Source organism: Aeromonas sp. QDB18, assembly GCF_027705325.1.
GTDB classification, from domain to species: Bacteria; Pseudomonadota; Gammaproteobacteria; order Enterobacterales; family Aeromonadaceae; genus Aeromonas; species Aeromonas caviae.
The window spans coordinates 16,857-34,725 of sequence record NZ_JAPDBQ010000007.1; the positions used below are offsets into that span (position 1 = coordinate 16,857).

The window sequence follows — 17,869 nt, forward strand, 5'->3', positions numbered from 1 at the left end:
GGCAAGGAGCCACGACATGTATGACCGTTTGATCCCCCCCGAGCGCATTCACCCCTGGGGAGACGAAGACCTGCTGGAGGCGACGGAGCAAGACCGCACCCGCATCGTGCAGGCGGCGCCGGTGCGCCGCCTGCAGCAGAAGACCCAGGTCTTTCCGCTCGATGTGAAAGCCTCGGTGCGCAGCCGTCTCACCCATTCGCTGGAGGTACAGGAGACCGGTCGCCAGATCAGTCGCCGCATCCTGGCGGCGTTGCCAGCCGGAGTGGTGTGCGAGGGGGCCTTCATCAATCTGGTGGAGATGTCCTGCCTGTTGCACGATGTCGGCAACCCGCCGTTTGGCCATTTCGGCGAGCAGGTGATGAGTCAGTGGCTTGCCCAGGAGCTGGACGGCCTCTTCGCCCGTGCCCACGACCAGTTGCCGAGCCCCCAGTGGGCAACCCTTCGCCAGGATCTGCTGGTGTTTGACGGCAATGCCCAGAGCCTGCGACTGGTGCACAGCCTGCATGAGCTGAACCTCACCCTGGGGCAGCTGGCGGCGCTGTGCAAATACCCGCAGCAGCCCCTGCCGGGCCTGCACCATCCACAGGGCTATGGTCAGCACCACGGCTGGACCAGCAAGCGCGGCATCTTCTTCAGCGAACAACCCCTCTATCGTGCCCTCGGCCAGAGCCTGGGGCTGGCCGAGGGGTGCCGTCATCCGCTGGTCTACATCATGGAGGCGGCGGACGACATCTCTTACTGTATCGCCGATCTCGAGGATGCAGTGGACAGGCGCATCCTCACCCAAATCGAGCTGCTGGCAGCTCTGCGCGAGGCGGACGAGGGCGGTTACATGGCCGACCTGCTCGATGAGGCGCTTGCCTCCGGTCGGGGGTTCTTCCCCCATTTTCGCCAGCATCTGACCCGGGATCTGGTGGCGCTGGCCGCCCATACCTATGTGGCCGAGCACGATCAGATCCTGAGCGGGGCCTATCCCCAGGCGCTGCTGCACGGTCAGGCTCCGGCAGCCCGGGTACTCGATACCCTCAAGCGGGTGGCTCGCGGGCTGGTGTTCATGCGCCCGGAGGTGGAGGCGCTGGAGCTGGAAGGCTATGCCGCCCTGCGCGGGGTGCTCTCCACCTACGCCAGCCTGCTGGCCCTGCCCGTCAGCCAGTTCGAGCGGCTGCTCGCAGGCAACGGCGGGAGCGAGCTCTTCTTTGCCCGGCGGCTGTTCCACCGCCTCTCTGCCCGCCACCTCAAGGCGTACCGGCTGGCGGTGGCGAGCCGGGATCCCCGTTTCGAAAAGGAGAGTGAGCAGGAGTGGTACTACCGGGTGCGGCTGCTGCTCGATTATGTGAGCGGCATGACGGATACCTATGCACTGGAGGAGTTCCGGCTGTTGTCAGGGATTTGACTGAACCTCTTTTTGGCCGCATTCCACCCATATGGGTGGGAGAGATATTGCGTAAAATTCGGTGTTTTTTTACACTGCGGCAACTTGTTCAACTTTCACACGGTAAGGAGACGACCATGCAACATTCCATGTTCAACGTTGCGTTCGATCGCTGCTCTGGCAGCGCGAAGACTCGTGCTCTTTATTTGCCGCGTGGAGGGGACAGGTAACACCTGCTTTTTTCATCACCCGCGGTTGTCCCGCAGGGTGATCACCTCTCTCCGGGGGAACCGCACGTTCAACTGGAGAATATTATGTCTATCGAACTCGCACTGCTGCGCCACGTAGAGACCCTGGTTCAAAAAAGGATCACCCGGCTGGAGCGTCGCGTCAGCTACCTGCATCTTTCACCTGCCCTGCTCAAAGACATCGGGCTGGAAGGCAAGGAAGTGCAGATCGCCCACATCCGTGAGCGGGAGTTTCAAACCGGTTTCCGGCTCGGGAACCGAATAACCTGATGGGAGGGGGCCCGGCCCCCGACCTGGTGGATGGCAGGCCTGGGCCTGCCATTTTTCTTTCCTGATGAGCATTGTCTCAATTTAGTTGTCGCACATTGCGCCAAACACTCTATGATCCCCCTCCGTTTCGTATGGGAGTTGATAATGTTCCGCCGCTGCTTTCGTCTCATCCTGCTATGTGGTCTGGCTTTCTGGAGCCTGATGGTTGCGGCTGCGCCGGCGCAACTGGACCAGAGCAACTTCACCCTGGACGAACTGCACTGGCTTGCCACCCATGATGAACTGGTCGTCGGCATGCCTTCGGCGGCCTGGCCACCCTATGTCTATACCGATGGGCGCGGCAATTTCACCGGCCCCCTGGATGAGTTCGCCTCCCAGATTGCTGCCAGGCTGGGGGTGAGCCTTCGCTACCGTGCCTATGCCAACAATGCGGCGGTCCAGCAGGCCTTGCTGGATGGCAAGGTCGACATGTTGATCGGGGTGGCACCGAGCCCGACCCGCACCCTGCAGATGCAATTTACCTCCGAGCTGATGGCACTGCCCCGCGCCGTGCTGCTGACGGGGGGGCGGGAGAGCCTCTCCCTGGAGGAGGCCTATGGGGTGCGCTGGGTCTGCGTCTTCGGTGTCAGCGCCTGCGATGAGCTGCTGCGCCTTGGGATCTCGAACCTGATCACGGCCGACAGCCGGGACGAGGCGATCTTCATGCTCAAGGAGGGCAAGGCGGATGCCTACCTGGCCGAGCTGCCCATGCTGAACAGGCTGCAAGCCATGGCGGGCATGGCGCTGGCCAGGATCGACTGGATGAGGGATACCTCCCTCGCCATGGCCGTGGCGCCCAGGAATGATGTCTTGCAGGGATTGCTGGAGCGGGCCCTCGAGGATATCTCTCCCTTGGAGCGTCGCGCCATTCTGGAGGCGGGGGACATCCTCGACTATGCCCTGGTGAAAAGGAGCAGGGAGATCGTCTTCAATCCGCAGGAGCAGGCGTGGTTGCAAGCACATCCGGTCATCCGCTACGGGGTTGCCCCGGATTGGCCCGGGATGAGCGAGGTGGACGACAGGGGGCGGCTCAAGGGGCTCATTGCCGATCTGCTGACACTGATGAGCCAGCGTGCCGGGCTCCAGTTCACCCTGGTGCCGACCCGGAGCTGGGCCCAGAGCATGGCGCTCTTCCAGGATCGCAAGCTGGATCTCATCCCGGCCATGACTCCCACCGCGGAGCGTCAGCAGTTTGCCCGCTTTACCCCCAACTACGCGTCGATCAACCGGGTGGTCGTGGCGAGGCAGGGGATGGCCGAGCTCACCGCCGCCAGGGCACTGAAAGGGCACAGGGTGGGCATGGTGGGGGGCTCGGTGGAGCAGGTCTTGCTGAACGAGGTGGGGGCCATCGCCGTGCCGGTGGCCAGCGATGCCGAATTGCTGCCCCTGCTGGACCAGCAGAAGGTCGACTATGTGCTGATGAGCACCACCACCCTGGAGCAGTCGTTGCAAAAGGGATTCAGCGACCGCTACCAGGTGGTCTTCTCCGGCAGCGACCTGCGGGTACCCATCGCCATGGCGACCCAGTTGCAGGACCCCATGCTGCAGCAGATCCTCACCAAGGTGCTGATCGCCATTCCCCCCGACGAACTCTCCGCCCTGGAGAAAAAGTGGCTCTCCCTGACCATACAGACGGGACTGGATCCGAAGACGGTGCTGCTCTGGTCCTCCCTTGGCGGCGGCATCTTCCTGCTCTGCCTCTTGCTGTTCATGGGCTGGAACCGGACGTTGCGCCGCCAGATCAGCCAGCGGCGGGAGGCCGAGCGGCGGCTCGAGGAGCAGTTGATGTTTGTCCAGATGATGCTGGATGCCCTGCCCAACCAGGTGGTGCTGACCAACGAGCGCTATGAAGTGGCAATGACGAACCGGGCGTATCGGCAGATGTTTCTCGGCGGGGAGAACCTGACGGGCTCCTATGAGCGGTTGCTCCAGGATCGATTGCCCGAGTCGATCCGTGTCAGGGTGATGGAGGAGGATGCCAGCGTCTGGGAGAGCGGAGAGGAGCTCCATGGCCGGGGCGAGATCCGGTTTGATGACGATCGCCTGCACCAGATGATATACACCAAGCGGCTCTTTGCGGGGCCCGATGACAAGCGGCTCGGGATCCTGACCGTGCTGACCGACGTGACCGAGCTGGAGCAGGCGCGGTTTGCGGCCCAGGAGGCGCAGACCCGGCTGACCCAGATCACTGACAGCATGCCGGGTCTGGTCTATCAGTATCACTGGCTTGGGCCGGGCAAGGGGCACTTCCTCTACACCTCGCAAGGGGTCAGGGAGATGGTGGGGGTCGAAGAGGACCTGGTCGGCATGGCGGTCACCGGTGCCTCCATCCTGGGGCTGACAGGCAAGGCGCACGAGGACTTCGTGGCCACGGTGGATCGTCATGCCCTGAGCATGCAGCCGCTGGATCTCGAGGTGGAGATCCGGCGCCAGGGGGAGGCGGGCTATTTGCAGATCCGTGGTCATTTCGTTCACCAGGAGGGGCTTGAAGGGGTCATATTGAACGGCGTGGTGCAGGACATCACCAAGCTCAAGCGCCAGGAGCTGGAGCTGCGCCAGGCCAGGCGGGTGGCGGAGGAGGCGACCCAGGCGCGCAGCCGCTTCCTCGCCACCATGAGTCATGAACTTCGCACTCCCATCTCCGGCATGCACGGCATGCTGGAGCTGCTGCAAATGAGTGCGCTGGACGACGATCAGCGCTACATGTTGCGCAATATCTCGACCTCCACCAACCATCTGCTCTATCTGGTGAACGACATCCTGGACTTCTCCAAGATGGAAGCCGGGCAGTTGCAACTGCACCCCCATCACTGCCGCCTGACCTCGGTGATTTGCGATGTCATCCGGGGACATGCGGCCCTGGCCTATGGCAAGGGGCTTAACGTGACGCTGCGGTGGGGGAAGACGGTGCCGGATCTGGCCTGCATCGACGGGATAAGGGTGGGGCAGGTGATCTCCAATCTGTTGAACAACGCGGTGAAGTTCACCGAGGCAGGGGCGATCGCCATCCAGGTGGATTATGAAGACGACCGGCTGGCCTTCCGGGTCCGGGATACCGGGATCGGCATCGCCCTGGAGCAGCAGCGCACCCTCTTCATCCCGTTCAAGCAGGTGGAGTCCGACACCAATCGCCGGTTTGGCGGCACCGGGCTTGGGCTTGCCATCTGTCATCAACTCACCCAGAAAATGGGGGGGAGCCTGACCCTGGAAAGTACCCCCGGAATGGGCACCTGCGTGACCTTCACGCTGCCCCTGGCCGAGTGCCAGTGGGAAGCGCCGCCCCTGACCGGTCAGGTATGGTGGTGGTTTGGGGAGGATGAGGGGCTGGAATCGGTGATGGCCAGGCTGGGCGCCAGACTGGTTCGCATGGAGGCACACCATTGGCAGCAGCCCCTCGAGGGGCATCTGCTGGCGCAGGAGAATCACCTGGAACAGGCCCTTGGCAGTGACTGGCTGGCCTGTTTGCAGCGTTCGAACCTCAAGGGCATAGTACTCTCTCCCCATGAGGCCCTGCGGGGGCGCATGGGGGGCGACGCCTGGTGGCGACTGGGACAATCGCCTCTCTACCCCGATCTGTTGCTGGAAACCTGCCAGTCACTGTTCAACCAGCAGGCGAGCCAGTCGATGGGGATGGAGGGGAAGAAGCTCAGGGGGTGGGTGCTGGTGGCGGATGATCACCCCGTCAACCGGGCATTGCTGACGAGGCAGCTCGCTATCCTGGGGCTCGAATCCGAGGTGGTGGAAGATGGCGAGGAAGCGCTGCGCGCCTGGCAGGGGCAGGACTTCGCCCTGCTGCTGACCGACTGCCACATGCCGGTGATGGATGGCTATGCCCTCACGCGAGCCTTGCGGGATGCCGGGGACAGAGCTCCTATTATAGGGGTGACAGCCGATACCTCTGAGGAGGCGAGCCAGCAGATGCGTGATGCCGGCATGAACGACATGCTGTTCAAGCCCTACAGCCTGGATGCCCTGAGCCAGACCCTGGGACGCTGGTTGCCGACTCAGGAAGAACAGCTCGCCTCGGAGGCGCCCCGGCAAGCCAGGGTTCAGCTGCCAGGCATAAGCTGGTTAACCCTGTTCGGGGATGAGGCGGTGGCTCGCAGCATGGCCAGCGAATACCTGGAAGCCAACGAGCAGGATGGCGAGGACATGAGGATGGCGCTGGCCAGCCAGGATACCCAGGCGCTGGTGGAGACGGCACATCGCATCAAGGGGGCCGCGCATGGTAGGACAGCAGGCATTGGCAGAGGAGGCGGCCCGGCTGGAGGCGGCGGCCAGATTGAAACAACTGGACAAGCTCGATGACCTGGCCAGGGCGGTACAGGCATTGATGGACTCTATCAGAGGTGAAACGGGGTTATGGCTCGATGAATAGCGCACGGCATGAGTTGGCGATCATGGTGGTGGAGGATCACAACTTCCAGCGCAAGGCCCTGATGCACCAGATCCGCGGACTGGGCTACGGCAACCTGCTGGAGGCGCAGGACGGGGAGGAGGCGCTGGCACAGTGCCAGCACCACAGGGTCGACATCCTGTTCTGCGATCTGCGCATGCCGGGCATGGATGGCATAGCGCTGCTGCGCCGCCTCTCCCTTGGCGGGTTCCGCGGCGGCATTGTGCTGTGCAGCGCCCTGGAGGATGACGTGGTCGATGCCGTGCTGCGCATGAGCCGGGCCTATGGCCTGCAGGTGTTGGGGCGCATCGAGAAACCCGCGTCTCCCCAGCAGATCGCGCAGCTCATCGGTGCCTGGCGGCCCCAGCAGGTGCGCAGCCAGGAAGAGGATGGTTATCACCTGACCCTGGATGAGCTGCGCCGGGCGCTGGATCAGGACCAGTTGCTGCCCTGGTATCAACCCAAGGTGGGTTTTCACAACGGGGAGTGGCTCGGCATGGAGGCGCTTGCCCGCTGGCAGCACCCCGAATATGGCCTCATCTCGCCGGCCCGTTTTATCCCGCTGGCGGAGCACAACGGGCTCATCGACCCGCTCACCGAGGTGATCATCGGCAAGGCGCTGCGGGACGGCCACCTGTGGGAGAAGACCGGGCTCTCCCTGAACCTGTCGATGAACCTCTCCACCACCTCCCTCATCGAGGGAGATCTGTGCAACACCCTGCTCAGCCACTGCCAGCGCTGGAGCATCAACCCCGAGCTCATCACCCTCGAAGTGACCGAGAGCGCCTTCGTCAAGGATCTCGGCAAGTCGCTGGAGGTGCTGACCCGCTTGCGGATGCACGGTTTTGGTCTCTCCATCGATGATTTCGGGACCGGCTACTCCTCCATGCAGCAGCTCGCCCTGCTCCCCTTTACCGAGTTGAAACTGGACAGATCCTTCGTGGATCGCTGCTATGAAGATCCCTCTCGCCTAGCCATCATCGAGTCCAGCATCGAGCTGGCTCGCAAGTTGGGCTTGAAATCGGTGGCCGAGGGGGTCGAAGATGAGGCGACCTGGCAATTGCTGGCGAAGCTGGGGTGCGATCAATGCCAGGGCTTCTTCTCCGCCCGTCCCATGCCCCGTGAGGAGCTGATGGGATGGCATCAGGGTTGGCAGGCTCGTTTGCCCGCGCTCATCAGACGCTAATCCCGGGCAGGATGCCCGACGAATTCCAAGGATGGCCATGAAAATATCAAGCAAGTTGTTGTTGAGCTTCTGTTTTATCAACCTGCTCATCATTCTCTCCTCCGCCCTTGTCTATCATCAGCTCGGCCGGATCGAAGGCTCGCAAGATGCCTTGCTGGCCCAGGCCCTGCCCGCCCTGCAGCGGGACGAGGCGAGCCAGAAAGCCCTGATTGCCACCGTTTCATCCCTGCGGGCCTATCTCATCCTCGGCAAGGATCCGGCACAGGGTGATCGCATCAAGCAGGAGTGGGAAGATGCCTGGCACGCCATCGATCGCCAGCGTTTCACCCCCGACCTGACCCGGGCACTCAAGGATTTCAAGGGGGCACAGTCACAGGTGTGGGCCCTGGCTCACACCGAAGAGAACCTGCCCGCCCACACCCTGATGCTGCTGGAGGCCGGCCCCCTGGCGGAGTCGGCCCTCGATCAGTTGCAGTCTTTTGCCAATGAAGAGGTGGCGACGCCCCAGGCGACGTTGCCCGGTGACAGGCGCCTGCTGCTCAAGCAGGTGGGGGATGCCTACAACAGCCTGGGCAATGCGCTCTCCGCCCTGCGGGATTTCCTCATCTCGGGGGAGAAGGAGTACCTGGACAAGTACCGGGACTACTACCAGTTTCACCAGCAGCGGGTGGCCGAGCTGAAACAGCAGGAGGCCAACTTCACCGAGGCACAAAAGGGGCTCTGGACGCTCTTTGAAGAGATGTCAGCCCCCTTTGCCGAGCTGGTCGGCCAGGTGATCGAGAAGCGCCAGGCCCCGGACTGGGACAGGGCCAACCACCTGATGGCCACCGAGATAGAGCCCGCCCTGACCCGGCTGGCGGGTCAGCTGGCGACTCAGGTGACCCATACCCGTGCCGAGGTGGACAAGATGGCGGGGGAGATGGCGGCCGCCAGTCAGGCTATTCACCGCACCCTGCTGCTGGCCACCACCAGCGTCATCCTGCTGGGCACCCTGGTGGCCCTGCTGTTCAGCCGGCGCCTGACCCGGGACATCGCCAGCCTGGTGAAACGGGCGGGCCTGGTGGCCGATGGCCGCCTCCCCGTCATCCCCTTGCCCGTGCTTCGTCAGGATGAGCTGGGAGGGCTCACGGGCTCCATCAACCGGATGTCGGCACAGTTGCGCGAGCTGGTGGGGGAGATCCAGGGGGCGGTCGGTCAGGTGGAAGGGGCTGGCCGCGAGGTGGGCCAGACCACCAATGCCATCGTGGATGATCTGGCAAGCCAGAATCAGCGGCTCGATGCGGTGGCAGCCGCCATCGAGCAGATGTCGGTCAGTACCCGGGATGTGGCGGGCAACATTGCGGACGCGGCGGGAGCGGCTCGCCAGACCGAGCAACAGGCAAGGGAGGGGGAGCAGGCCCTCGCCCGCATGGGGACCACCATGGCGCAGATTGGTGCCATGATTGCCCAGGCAAACCAGGCGATGACGCAGCTCAGCAGCCAGAGCGAGCAGGTGGGGAGGGTCACCGAAGTGATCGCCACCATCGCCGAGCAGACCAATCTGCTGGCACTCAATGCGGCCATCGAGGCGGCGCGGGCCGGTGAGCAGGGACGGGGATTTGCCGTGGTGGCCGATGAAGTGAGGCAGTTGGCCAGCCGCACCAGCGCATCGACCATGGAGATCAACCAGACCATTGCCAGCATCCAGCAGCAGACCCGGGAGACCGCGGATACCGTGGGCAGCGGCACCCTGCTGGTGGAGCAGGGGCGCGGCGCCGTGGCCTCGGTGACCGAGACCCTGGAGTCGATGGCGACGCTGGTGCAGGATCTCAGCGGCCAGCTTGCCGCCATCGCCACCGCCACCGAGCAGCAGTCAAGGGCGGCGCAGGAGGTGGCGGGCACGGTGGAGGAGATTGCCGGGCTCAGCCATCAGTCCAGCGAGCATGGCCAGCAGGGGGAGCAGATCGCCGCCCGCCTGACCCGGGAGACCGGGAGACTGACATCGGCCATCAGCCGCTTCGAACTGGATGCCTGACGCAAGGGAGAGAAAAATGGGGCAGACCTCTGGGTCTGCGGGTCTGCCCCGTTTTTTTCGGCCCGATAACCTGGTGGTGGAAGGATGCACGTCGCAGGTGCGGTCCTGACCGTTCGGAATCAGGGGGATGGTGTCTTGTGTACTGCCCTGTGGCTCTTTCTGCCGACAGGACGGGTCACTCCAGGCGGCGGAAGGCCTGGTTTTCGAAGCTGCTGCAGGTCTCCTGGTTGAGCAGGTTGACCAGCAGGATGGCCCGCTTTTCGCCATCCGGCTCCAGATAGATGGCTTCAAACCCGGCGAGGGGGCCGGATTCGATAAGTACCTTGTCTCCCTGGGTCGGCAGACGGGCATAGCTGGCGCGCGCCTCGTCGCTGTCGTCCCGGCTCATGAGCCGGTAGATCAGCTGGCTGCTGACGGGGGTCCACTCCTTGCCGAAGTGGATGATGCGACTGATGCCCCGGGTCGATTTCAGGGTGACCGGGGTGACCTCTTCCAGATCCACGTAGATGAAGAGATAGTTGGGGAACATGGGCTCGCGCTGGGGCACGCGCTTGCCTCGCCGCAGTTTTTCAATCTCGACCATGGGGTAATAGGATTCAATGCCCTGGGCTGCCAGGTGGGCGCGGGCGCGGGCCTCTTCCTTGGGTTTGCAGTAGGCCAGATACCATTTCTTCATTGTTGTTCTGTTTTTCGTGTTGCCGTGCTTGCGGCTATCATAACGGGGGTAAAAAAAAAGGCCACGCTTGACGTGGCCTTTTTTCCAGAGTGAGTGATTACCAACCTTTCACCAGACCGCCCTTGAACAGCTCGGTCCCCTTCTTGAAGACCTCGTCGGTCTGGAAAGACTGGACGAACTCCTTGACCTTCTCGTCGTCCTTGTTGTTCTCGCGAGCAACGATCAGGTTGACGTAGGGGGACTCCTTGTCTTCGACAAACAGGCCGTTCTCGGTCGGGGTCAGACCAATCTGACCGGCGAAGGTGTTGTTGATGATGGCCAGATCCACGTCTTCCAGGGAGCGCGGCAGTTGTGCGGCTTCCAGCTCGACGATCTTGAAGTTGCGCGGGTTGCTGGCGATGTCCAGTACGGTCGCTTCCAGACCGGCACCCTCTTTCAGCTTCAGCAGGCCCTGCTTCTCCAGCAGGATCAGGGAACGACCCAGGTTGGTCGGATCGTTCGGCACCGCGATCTGGGCACCGTCTTTCAGCTCGGACAGGGCCTTGACCTTCTTGGAGTAACCGGCGATCGGGTAGACGAAGGTGTTGCCGACCGGCACCAGCTTGAAGCCGCGATCACGGATCTGGGCATCCAGGTAGGGCTTGTGCTGGAAGGCGTTGACGTCGACGCTGCCGTCGTTCAGGGCCACGTTCGGGGTGACGTAGTCGGAGAAGGTGACCACTTCGACGGTCAGGCCGTATTTTTCCTTGGCCACCTTGGCCGCGGTCTCAACCAGCTCGGTCTCGGGACCGGCGATGGCGCCCACCTTCAGGGTCTTGTTCTCTTCCTTCTGGCCGCAACCGACCAGTACCAGGGTTGCCAGCAGCGCAGCTGCTGCGGATTTGATGCCCAATTTCATAAAAACCTCCTGTCAGAAATCGACGATTAACGATGATCACATTGTTTGACCAGGCGCTCACCCGCGCTCTGGATGAGTTGAACCAGCACCACCAGAATGACCACGGTGACCAGCATGACGGTGGGATCGAAACGCTGGTAGCCGTAGCGAATACCCACATCACCGAGACCACCGCCTCCGATGGCACCTGCCATGGCGGAGTAGTTCACCAGGGTGACGAGGGTGATGATGACACTGTTGAGGATCCCCGGCAGGGCCTCGGGCAGCAGCACCTTGGTGATGATTTGCAGGGGTTTGGCCCCCATGGCCTTGGCCGCTTCCAGCAGGCCGTCAGGCACCTCCATCAGGGCCCCTTCCACCAGGCGGGCGATGAAGGGAATACAGCCCACGGTCAGCGGCACGATGGCGGCGATGGTGCCGATGCTGGTGCCGACGATGAAGCGGGTCAACGGAATGATGGCGACCAGCAGAATGATGAAGGGCACCGAGCGACCGACGTTGACGATGACGCCCAGGACCTTGTTGAGCAGCGGATTGGCCAGGATCTGGCCCGCCTTGGTCACGTGCAGCGCCACGCCGAGCGGCAGGCCGAGCAGGCAGCCGAACAGGGCGGAGGCAAACACCATGATGAGGGTGTCGCCCAGAGCCGAAATCAGCAGATTAATCATTGCTTCGGACATAACCCATTACCTCCAGCTGAATGTGGTTGTCGATGAGGAACTGCTGGGTGGCCTCGCACTGGGCCTCGTCCCCGAACAGTTCCGCCAGCAGGAAGCCGAACTTGACGCCACCGGCGTATTCGATGTCTGCGCTCAGGATGCTGATGTCGATGTTGAAACGGCGGCTCGCCTCGGAAATCAGCGGCGAATCCACCGTGGTCCCGGTAAAGCCGAGCTTCACCAGGGGATAGCTGCCGGGCACCCGCTCGGCACTCATCCGATCCTGATACTCCTGGGGCACTTCCAGGTGGATGGTGGAGTGGATGAAATCCCGGGCCAGCTGGGTCTTTGCATTGCTGAAGAACCAGGCCACTTCCCCCTGCTCGATGAGATGGCCGTCGCTGATGATGGCCACTTCGTCGCAGATCCCCTTCACCACGTCCATTTCGTGGGTGATGAGCAGTATGGTGAGCCCCAGCTTGACGTTGATCTCCTTGAGCAGGGTCAGGATCGAGCGGGTGGTCTGCGGGTCGAGGGCCGAGGTGGCCTCGTCACACAGCAGGACCTTGGGAGCCGGTGCCAGGGCACGGGCGATGGCGACGCGCTGCTTCTGCCCGCCGGAGAGCTCGGACGGATAGGCGTGGGCACGGGCTTCCAGCCCGACCAGGGCCAGCAGTTCGCTGACCCGGCTCTGGATCTTGTCCTTGCTCCAGCCCGCCAGCTCCAGCGGGAAGGCGATGTTGGCGGAGACGGTGCGAGAGGCCAGCAGGTTGAAGTGCTGGAAGATCATGCCGATCTGGCGGCGAGCCTGAGTCAGATCCCGCTCGCTGAGGGCGACCAGGTCCTGGCCATCGACGATGACCTGCCCCTCGGTGGGGCGCTCCAGCAGGTTGACGCAGCGGATGAGGGTACTCTTGCCGGCACCGGAGGCACCGATCACCCCGAAGATCTTGCCTTGGGGCACATGCAGGCTCACGTCACGCAGGGCGTGCACGGCATCACTGCCTTTACCGTAGACTTTGTTGAGACCGATCAACTTAATCATGGATTCTTCCGTGCTAACAGCCTTAAAGCACAGGGCGCTACAGGCGGGTAAATTGGGCAGAGGTTTCACTGGGTAGCTCTGTCATCATGGAGGATGATGCTAAGATGTCCGGATGGCTGTGTCAACGCATGTTTTTACGTCTAGACGTCTAAAAAATGGATAAGGATTCCCGCCATTTGACTATGGTGTGGAGGTATAACCACCAGCATCAATATAAGATTCCGATTTGATGACATTGGTCCGAATATAAGCTGGTAAATATCTTTTATGTCGTCGATTTGATGTCTCCCCTTCGGACAAGGTACCCGGTCGTCCGGGCAGCATCGCTGCCGGTTTCCCCTTCCTCCTGCCGTCTCTTTTTCTGTTTTCTTTTCCATCTCCTTGATGCAGAACAATAAATGACCAGTTCGTGGCCGTGTCGACATGCCAGCTCCCTATACTGGCTGCAGGTAGATGCCAGGAGGGAGGCGAGATGCGATTCCAACAGATCAAGGACCTGATGCTCTATCTCGAGGAGCTTCATCATCGGCAAGGGCACATTTACGGGCGCCAGATCCCCCGGGTGGATGCTGAGCGCAGCAGGATGTTGCTGGCCTATTTGCAAGGGCGGGAGGATGCCGCGGCGGCTCATCTGCACGATTATCGCGAGCAGATGGGAAGCGCGGTGAAGGAGACCTGGCTGGATCAGGGATTTGGCGAGGATCTGCTGGCCGAGGGGGATCGTCTGGCACTGCCCGCCACAACCCAGCCCGCGGAGATAGTGGCCCTGGTGTCACGCCAGGAGGAGAGGCTCATCGGCGAGCTGGAACGTCTGGCCCGGGAGTGCCCCACGCCCGACACGGCGGCGCTGCTGAAAGCCCTGGCCTCCATGGCCCAATCCCGCCTGACCCGTCTGGTACACGGTGCTCATCGCCTCGACGATCTCTGAGCCCGGATGAGAGAGACCCGGCACGGGCCGGGTCTTCTGATGTTGCTGGCGGTCAGCCCCCTTGCCGGGCCGCGCCATAGAGGGCGGCGCCTATGATGCCGGCCTGGTTGAGGTTCGCGGCCGCCACCAGGGGAGCCCGGGTCTCAATCTTGTCGATGAACTTGTCGAGCTTGGCGGCGCTGCCGCCCCCCAGGATGAAGAGGTCGGGGGAGAACAGAAACTCCAGGCGAGCCAGGTATTTGTTGAAACGTTTGCCCCAGCGGCCCCAGGAAAGATCCTCGCGCTTGCGCACCGCATCGGAGCAATAGTGTTCGGCCACCATGCCTTCCAGCATCAGGTGACCCAGCTCGGTATTGGGCAGCAACTGACCATTGACGAAGACGGCGGTACCGATGCCGGTGCCGACGGTGATGAGAATGATGACGCCCTGGCGATCCTGCCCGGTGCCAAAGCGCATCTCCGCCAGACCGGCCGCATCGGCGTCGTTCAGGACATGGCAGGGCAGGCCGGTCACATCGGCAAACAGGTGGGCGGCATCGGTCTCAATCCAGCTCTTGTCGATGTTGGAGGCATTCTTGGCGATGCCGTTGTGGATGGTGGCGGGAAAACCGCACCCCACGGGACCCTTCCATTGGAAGTGTTCGACCAGCGCCTTGAGGGTGTGTGCCACGGCGGCCGGGGTTGCCGGTTGCGGTGTGGCGATGCGGTGGCGTTCGCCAATCAGCTCCCCGGTTTCGGTGTCGACCAGGCAGCCCTTGATCCCGGACCCCCCAATATCTACTCCCAGCATCTGCATCAGAATCTTCCTTTTATTGTGCCGATGTTCAATGGTCGGCAGAGCATGAAAAAATGGCTGCGATCCGGCAAGGGCCAGATCACTTATGCGTGATCCGGCAGACCTTTTTCGATGCAGCGGATCAGCAATCGCGTCTTTTTATTCTCTTCCTGCTGACGCCTGGCCAGGGTCGCCAGCGCCCACTCGATATGCTCGGCCACCATGGGCGCCGCCTCAGGCAGCGCCTGTTGCAGGGCGGCCAGGACCTCGCTGCTGGCCGGTCCGTTGCCAAGGGCCACCGCCAGGTTGCGGCGCCAGCGCTGATAGCCGATGCGGCGGATGGGGCTGCCTTCCGTGTGCTTGAGAAACTCGGCCTCGCTCCAGCCCCACAAGGTCAAGAGGGGCGGGCGGTGCAGATTGGGGCGCGGGCTGAAGTCGGGCTCCGGGCTGGCATTGGCATAGCGGTTCCAGGGGCAGATGAGCTGGCAGTCGTCACAGCCATAGATGCGATTGCCCATGAGCGGCCTGAACTCCTCGGGAATGGGGCCGTCGTTCTCGATGGTGAGATAGGAGATGCAGCGCCGTCCGTCTACCACATAGGGGGCGATGATGGCACCGGTGGGGCAGATATTGATGCAGGCCACGCACTTGCCACACAGCTCCTTCTCCACCGGGGTATCCACGGGCAGCGGCAGGGCGATGAGCAATTCTCCCAGAAAGAAGAAGGAGCCGGCGGACTCGTTGATCAGCAGCGAGTGCTTGCCCACCCAGCCAAGGCCCGCCTTGGCCGCTAGCGGCCTTTCCAGAATAGGGGCCGAGTCGACGAAGGGGCGCCACTCGCCCAGGGTTTGTCCCGCCGCCTGCAACAGGGTTTCGCACCGCAGCTCGATGCGCTCCCCCAACTGTTTGAGCCGGTTGCGCAGCACCTTGTGGTAGTCGCGGCCGAGGGCATAGCGGCTGATGTAGCCGAGGGTGGGATTGCGCAGGGTGGCGGCAAAGCCCGCCTCGAACGGGAGGTAGTTCATCCGCACCGAGATGACCCGCAAGGTGTCCGGCAACAGCTCGTGGGGGCGGGCCCTCATCATGCCGTGGCGCGCCATGTAGTCCATGGTCCCGTGATAACCGGCATCCAGCCAGGCCTGCAACCTTGGCTCTTCCAGGGTGAGGTCGGTGTCGGCGATGCCGACCTGGTCAAATCCTAGCTCCCTTGCCCAGAGCTTGATATCGTGGGCCAGTTGCGCAAGTTCGGCAGCCGTCATGCAGCATCCCCCCTCTGCCTGTAGGAGTGTGGCAGGCGCAGGGCGGCAATATGGCGTGCCAGTTGCCGGGTCATGGGATGATGAAACGTGGGGGCCGTCATGGTAGAGGTGTTCGGGGACGCTATCCGCAAAAATGAGTGGGAGAGTCTAGCACAACCCCTGTGGCGGGCCGAGCAGATCCGCAGCATGGAACGGCGCTGGGCCGAGCAGGAGGGGTTGCCCCTCTATGTGCTGATGGAGCGGGCCGGGAATGCGCTGTGCAACTATGCCTGTCACCACTGGCCCGACAGCCGCCAGTGGTGGATCTTCGTCGGCCCTGGCAACAACGGTGGGGATGGCTACGTGCTGGCCCGCCTTGCCCGGCGCATCGGCCTCGAACCTCTGGTGATTGCCGCCCGGGCTCCCGGCCTGCTGAGGGGAGATGCCAGGCGGGCTGCCGAAGAGTGGCTCGCATCGGGGGGGAGCGTGACCATGGCCGAGGATCTGCTGCCCGCCACGCTGCCGCCGCCGGATCTGGTCATAGACGCACTGCTCGGTACCGGCGTCCAGCTTCCCCTCTCCTCGTCAATGACAAAGATCGTCGCAACAATCAATGGCTTGAACGCGCCCGTGCTGGCGGTGGATCTCCCCTCCGGTCTCAATGCCGACACCGGCCGCGCCATGGGCGCACTGGTGCGTGCCACCCGCACCCTCACTTTCATCGGCATCAAGCAGGGCATGCTCACCGCCGACGGGGTGGACGGAGTCGGCCACCTCGACCGGGATCCCCTGGGAGTGACGCCGGGGGAGGAACGGGTTCCCGCTGCCGAGCGGATCGATTATCCCAGCCTCAAGGGGTTGCTGACCCCGCGCAGGCGCTCGGCTCACAAGGGACACAGCGGCAAGGTACTGCTGACGGGGGGGAACCTCGGCATGCAGGGGGCCATTCTGCTGGCGGGTCAGGCCTGCCTGCGGGCGGGGGCGGGATTGGTACGCCTGCGCCAGCACCCGGATTGCCCGGCGGCCAGCCTGGTTCAACCCGAGCTGATGGGATGCCCGGCGGACATGGATGAAGGGTGGGCATCGGTGCAGGTACTGGGCCCCGGGCTCGGTCAGGATGGGTGGGGCCGGGCCCGGTTCGAACAGGGCATCGGAGCCGCCGTGCCACTGGTATTGGACGCCGATGGATTGAATTGGCTGGCGCAGGCCCCCCGTCATCAGGATAATTGGGTGCTCACGCCCCACCCCGGGGAGGCGGCTCGCCTGCTGGGTTGCTCCATCGCCGAGGTCGAGGGGGACAGGTTTGCGGCCGTCTCGCGACTGCAACAGCGCTACGGTGGTGTGGTGTTGCTCAAGGGGGCGGGGTCGCTCATCTGCGACGGCAGGCGCATTTCCCTGTGCGACGAGGGCAACCCCGGCATGGCCAGTGGCGGCATGGGTGACCTCTTGTCTGGTATAATCGCCGCCCTTCTGGCTCAGGGCTGGTCTGCGGGCATGGCCACCCGACTCGGGGCCGTGATCCACGCAGAGGCCGCCGATCTGGCCGCTGCCGAGGGTGAGAGGGGCATGCTGGCATCGGATCTGCTGCCCTGGATCCGTCGTCTGGTCAATCCGACACAGTAACAAGTAACAAGAAGAACATGGCAAAAACCTTGATGATGACACTGCCGGACGAGGCAGCAACAGTGGCGCTGGGTGGCCGTCTGGCAAAGGCGTGCCAACAGGCCACCACGGTATTTCTGCACGGTGCCCTCGGGGCCGGCAAAACCACCCTGACCCGAGGCTGGGTGCAGGGACTGGGTCATGAGGGCAAGGTCAAGAGTCCGACCTATACCCTGGTGGAGCCCTATGAGCTTGCCCAGTGGCAGGTCTATCACTTCGATCTCTATCGACTGGCCGACCCGGAAGAGCTGGAGTTCATGGGCATTCGCGACTATTTCGCCGCCGATACCCTCTGCCTGGTGGAGTGGCCAGAGAAGGGCGAGGGCTGGCTGCCAGCCCCGGATCTCGAGATCACCCTGAGTTATGCAAACGAGCAGCGCGCGGTGCAGATTGATGCCCGCACTGCTATCGGCGAAGCCATTCTGGAACGGTTGTCATCTCAGTGCGCGTGATCCTTGTTTTT

At 63.0% G+C, this 17,869-nt stretch carries 14 protein-coding genes; 8 read left to right on the forward strand and 6 right to left on the reverse strand.

What is annotated here, in order from left to right; genetic code table 11:
- Positions 1–16: 16 nt before the first annotated feature.
- The 5 genes from dgt to OKC30_RS02545 all read left to right on the forward strand — a co-directional run bounded on the left by dgt (position 17) and on the right by OKC30_RS02545 (position 9,525).
- Positions 17–1,393, forward strand: coding sequence for a dGTPase (gene dgt / locus OKC30_RS02525; protein WP_160838212.1), 1,377 nt, complete (start codon positions 17–19; stop codon positions 1,391–1,393).
- A 293-nt stretch (positions 1,394–1,686) separates the two neighbouring features.
- A complete protein-coding gene (locus OKC30_RS02530; RefSeq protein ID WP_041211124.1) occupies positions 1,687–1,890 on the forward strand; it encodes a hypothetical protein in 204 nt (67 codons plus the stop codon).
- 144 nt (positions 1,891–2,034) lie between these two features.
- Positions 2,035–6,237 (forward strand): transporter substrate-binding domain-containing protein, encoded by a 4,203-nt coding sequence (locus tag OKC30_RS02535; RefSeq protein WP_442865831.1) that lies wholly within the window; start codon positions 2,035–2,037, stop codon positions 6,235–6,237.
- Between the two features lie 62 nt (positions 6,238–6,299).
- Complete coding sequence (locus OKC30_RS02540) at positions 6,300–7,511, forward strand: EAL domain-containing response regulator (protein WP_160839556.1); 1,212 nt, start codon at positions 6,300–6,302, stop codon at positions 7,509–7,511.
- A 37-nt stretch (positions 7,512–7,548) separates the two neighbouring features.
- On the forward strand, positions 7,549–9,525 hold the full coding sequence (locus tag OKC30_RS02545) for a methyl-accepting chemotaxis protein (protein WP_270661949.1): 1,977 nt from the start codon (positions 7,549–7,551) through the stop codon (positions 9,523–9,525).
- Positions 9,526–9,700: 175 nt separating this feature from the next.
- Here the strand turns inward: OKC30_RS02545 and rfaH are convergent, their stop codons facing one another.
- The 4 genes from rfaH to metN form a co-directional block, all read right to left on the reverse strand.
- A complete protein-coding gene (gene rfaH / locus OKC30_RS02550; protein ID WP_270809554.1) occupies positions 9,701–10,201 on the reverse strand; it encodes a transcription/translation regulatory transformer protein RfaH in 501 nt (166 codons plus the stop codon).
- Positions 10,202–10,298: 97 nt separating this feature from the next.
- On the reverse strand, positions 10,299–11,099 hold the full coding sequence (gene metQ / locus OKC30_RS02555) for a methionine ABC transporter substrate-binding lipoprotein MetQ (RefSeq protein ID WP_010673183.1): 801 nt from the start codon (positions 11,097–11,099) through the stop codon (positions 10,299–10,301).
- A gap of 26 nt (positions 11,100–11,125) precedes the next feature.
- Complete coding sequence (locus OKC30_RS02560) at positions 11,126–11,779, reverse strand: methionine ABC transporter permease (protein WP_160837498.1); 654 nt, start codon at positions 11,777–11,779, stop codon at positions 11,126–11,128.
- Complete coding sequence (gene metN, locus OKC30_RS02565; protein WP_103261496.1) at positions 11,760–12,803, reverse strand: methionine ABC transporter ATP-binding protein MetN; 1,044 nt, start codon at positions 12,801–12,803, stop codon at positions 11,760–11,762. Before metN ends, OKC30_RS02560 begins: the two co-directional genes overlap by 20 nt.
- A gap of 472 nt (positions 12,804–13,275) precedes the next feature.
- Between metN and OKC30_RS02570 the strand changes: the two genes are divergently transcribed.
- The gene (locus OKC30_RS02570) at positions 13,276–13,731 is read left to right on the forward strand and encodes a hypothetical protein (protein ID WP_010673186.1); all 456 of its coding nucleotides are present in this window, start codon (positions 13,276–13,278) and stop codon (positions 13,729–13,731) included.
- Positions 13,732–13,783: 52 nt separating this feature from the next.
- On the opposite strand, the gene ppgK is transcribed toward OKC30_RS02570, so the two are convergent.
- The gene (gene ppgK, locus OKC30_RS02575; RefSeq protein ID WP_010673187.1) at positions 13,784–14,527 is read right to left on the reverse strand and encodes a polyphosphate--glucose phosphotransferase; all 744 of its coding nucleotides are present in this window, start codon (positions 14,525–14,527) and stop codon (positions 13,784–13,786) included.
- 83 nt (positions 14,528–14,610) lie between these two features.
- Entirely contained in the window at positions 14,611–15,765 is a 1,155-nt protein-coding gene (gene queG, locus OKC30_RS02580; RefSeq protein ID WP_160837497.1) for a tRNA epoxyqueuosine(34) reductase QueG, read from the reverse strand.
- Between the two features lie 99 nt (positions 15,766–15,864).
- Between queG and OKC30_RS02585 the strand changes: the two genes are divergently transcribed.
- A complete protein-coding gene (locus OKC30_RS02585) occupies positions 15,865–17,367 on the forward strand; it encodes a bifunctional ADP-dependent NAD(P)H-hydrate dehydratase/NAD(P)H-hydrate epimerase (protein WP_042016838.1) in 1,503 nt (500 codons plus the stop codon).
- 17 nt (positions 17,368–17,384) lie between these two features.
- Positions 17,385–17,858 (forward strand): tRNA (adenosine(37)-N6)-threonylcarbamoyltransferase complex ATPase subunit type 1 TsaE, encoded by a 474-nt coding sequence (tsaE, locus tag OKC30_RS02590; RefSeq protein WP_109111729.1) that lies wholly within the window; start codon positions 17,385–17,387, stop codon positions 17,856–17,858.
- The last annotated feature ends 11 nt before the right edge of the window (positions 17,859–17,869 follow it).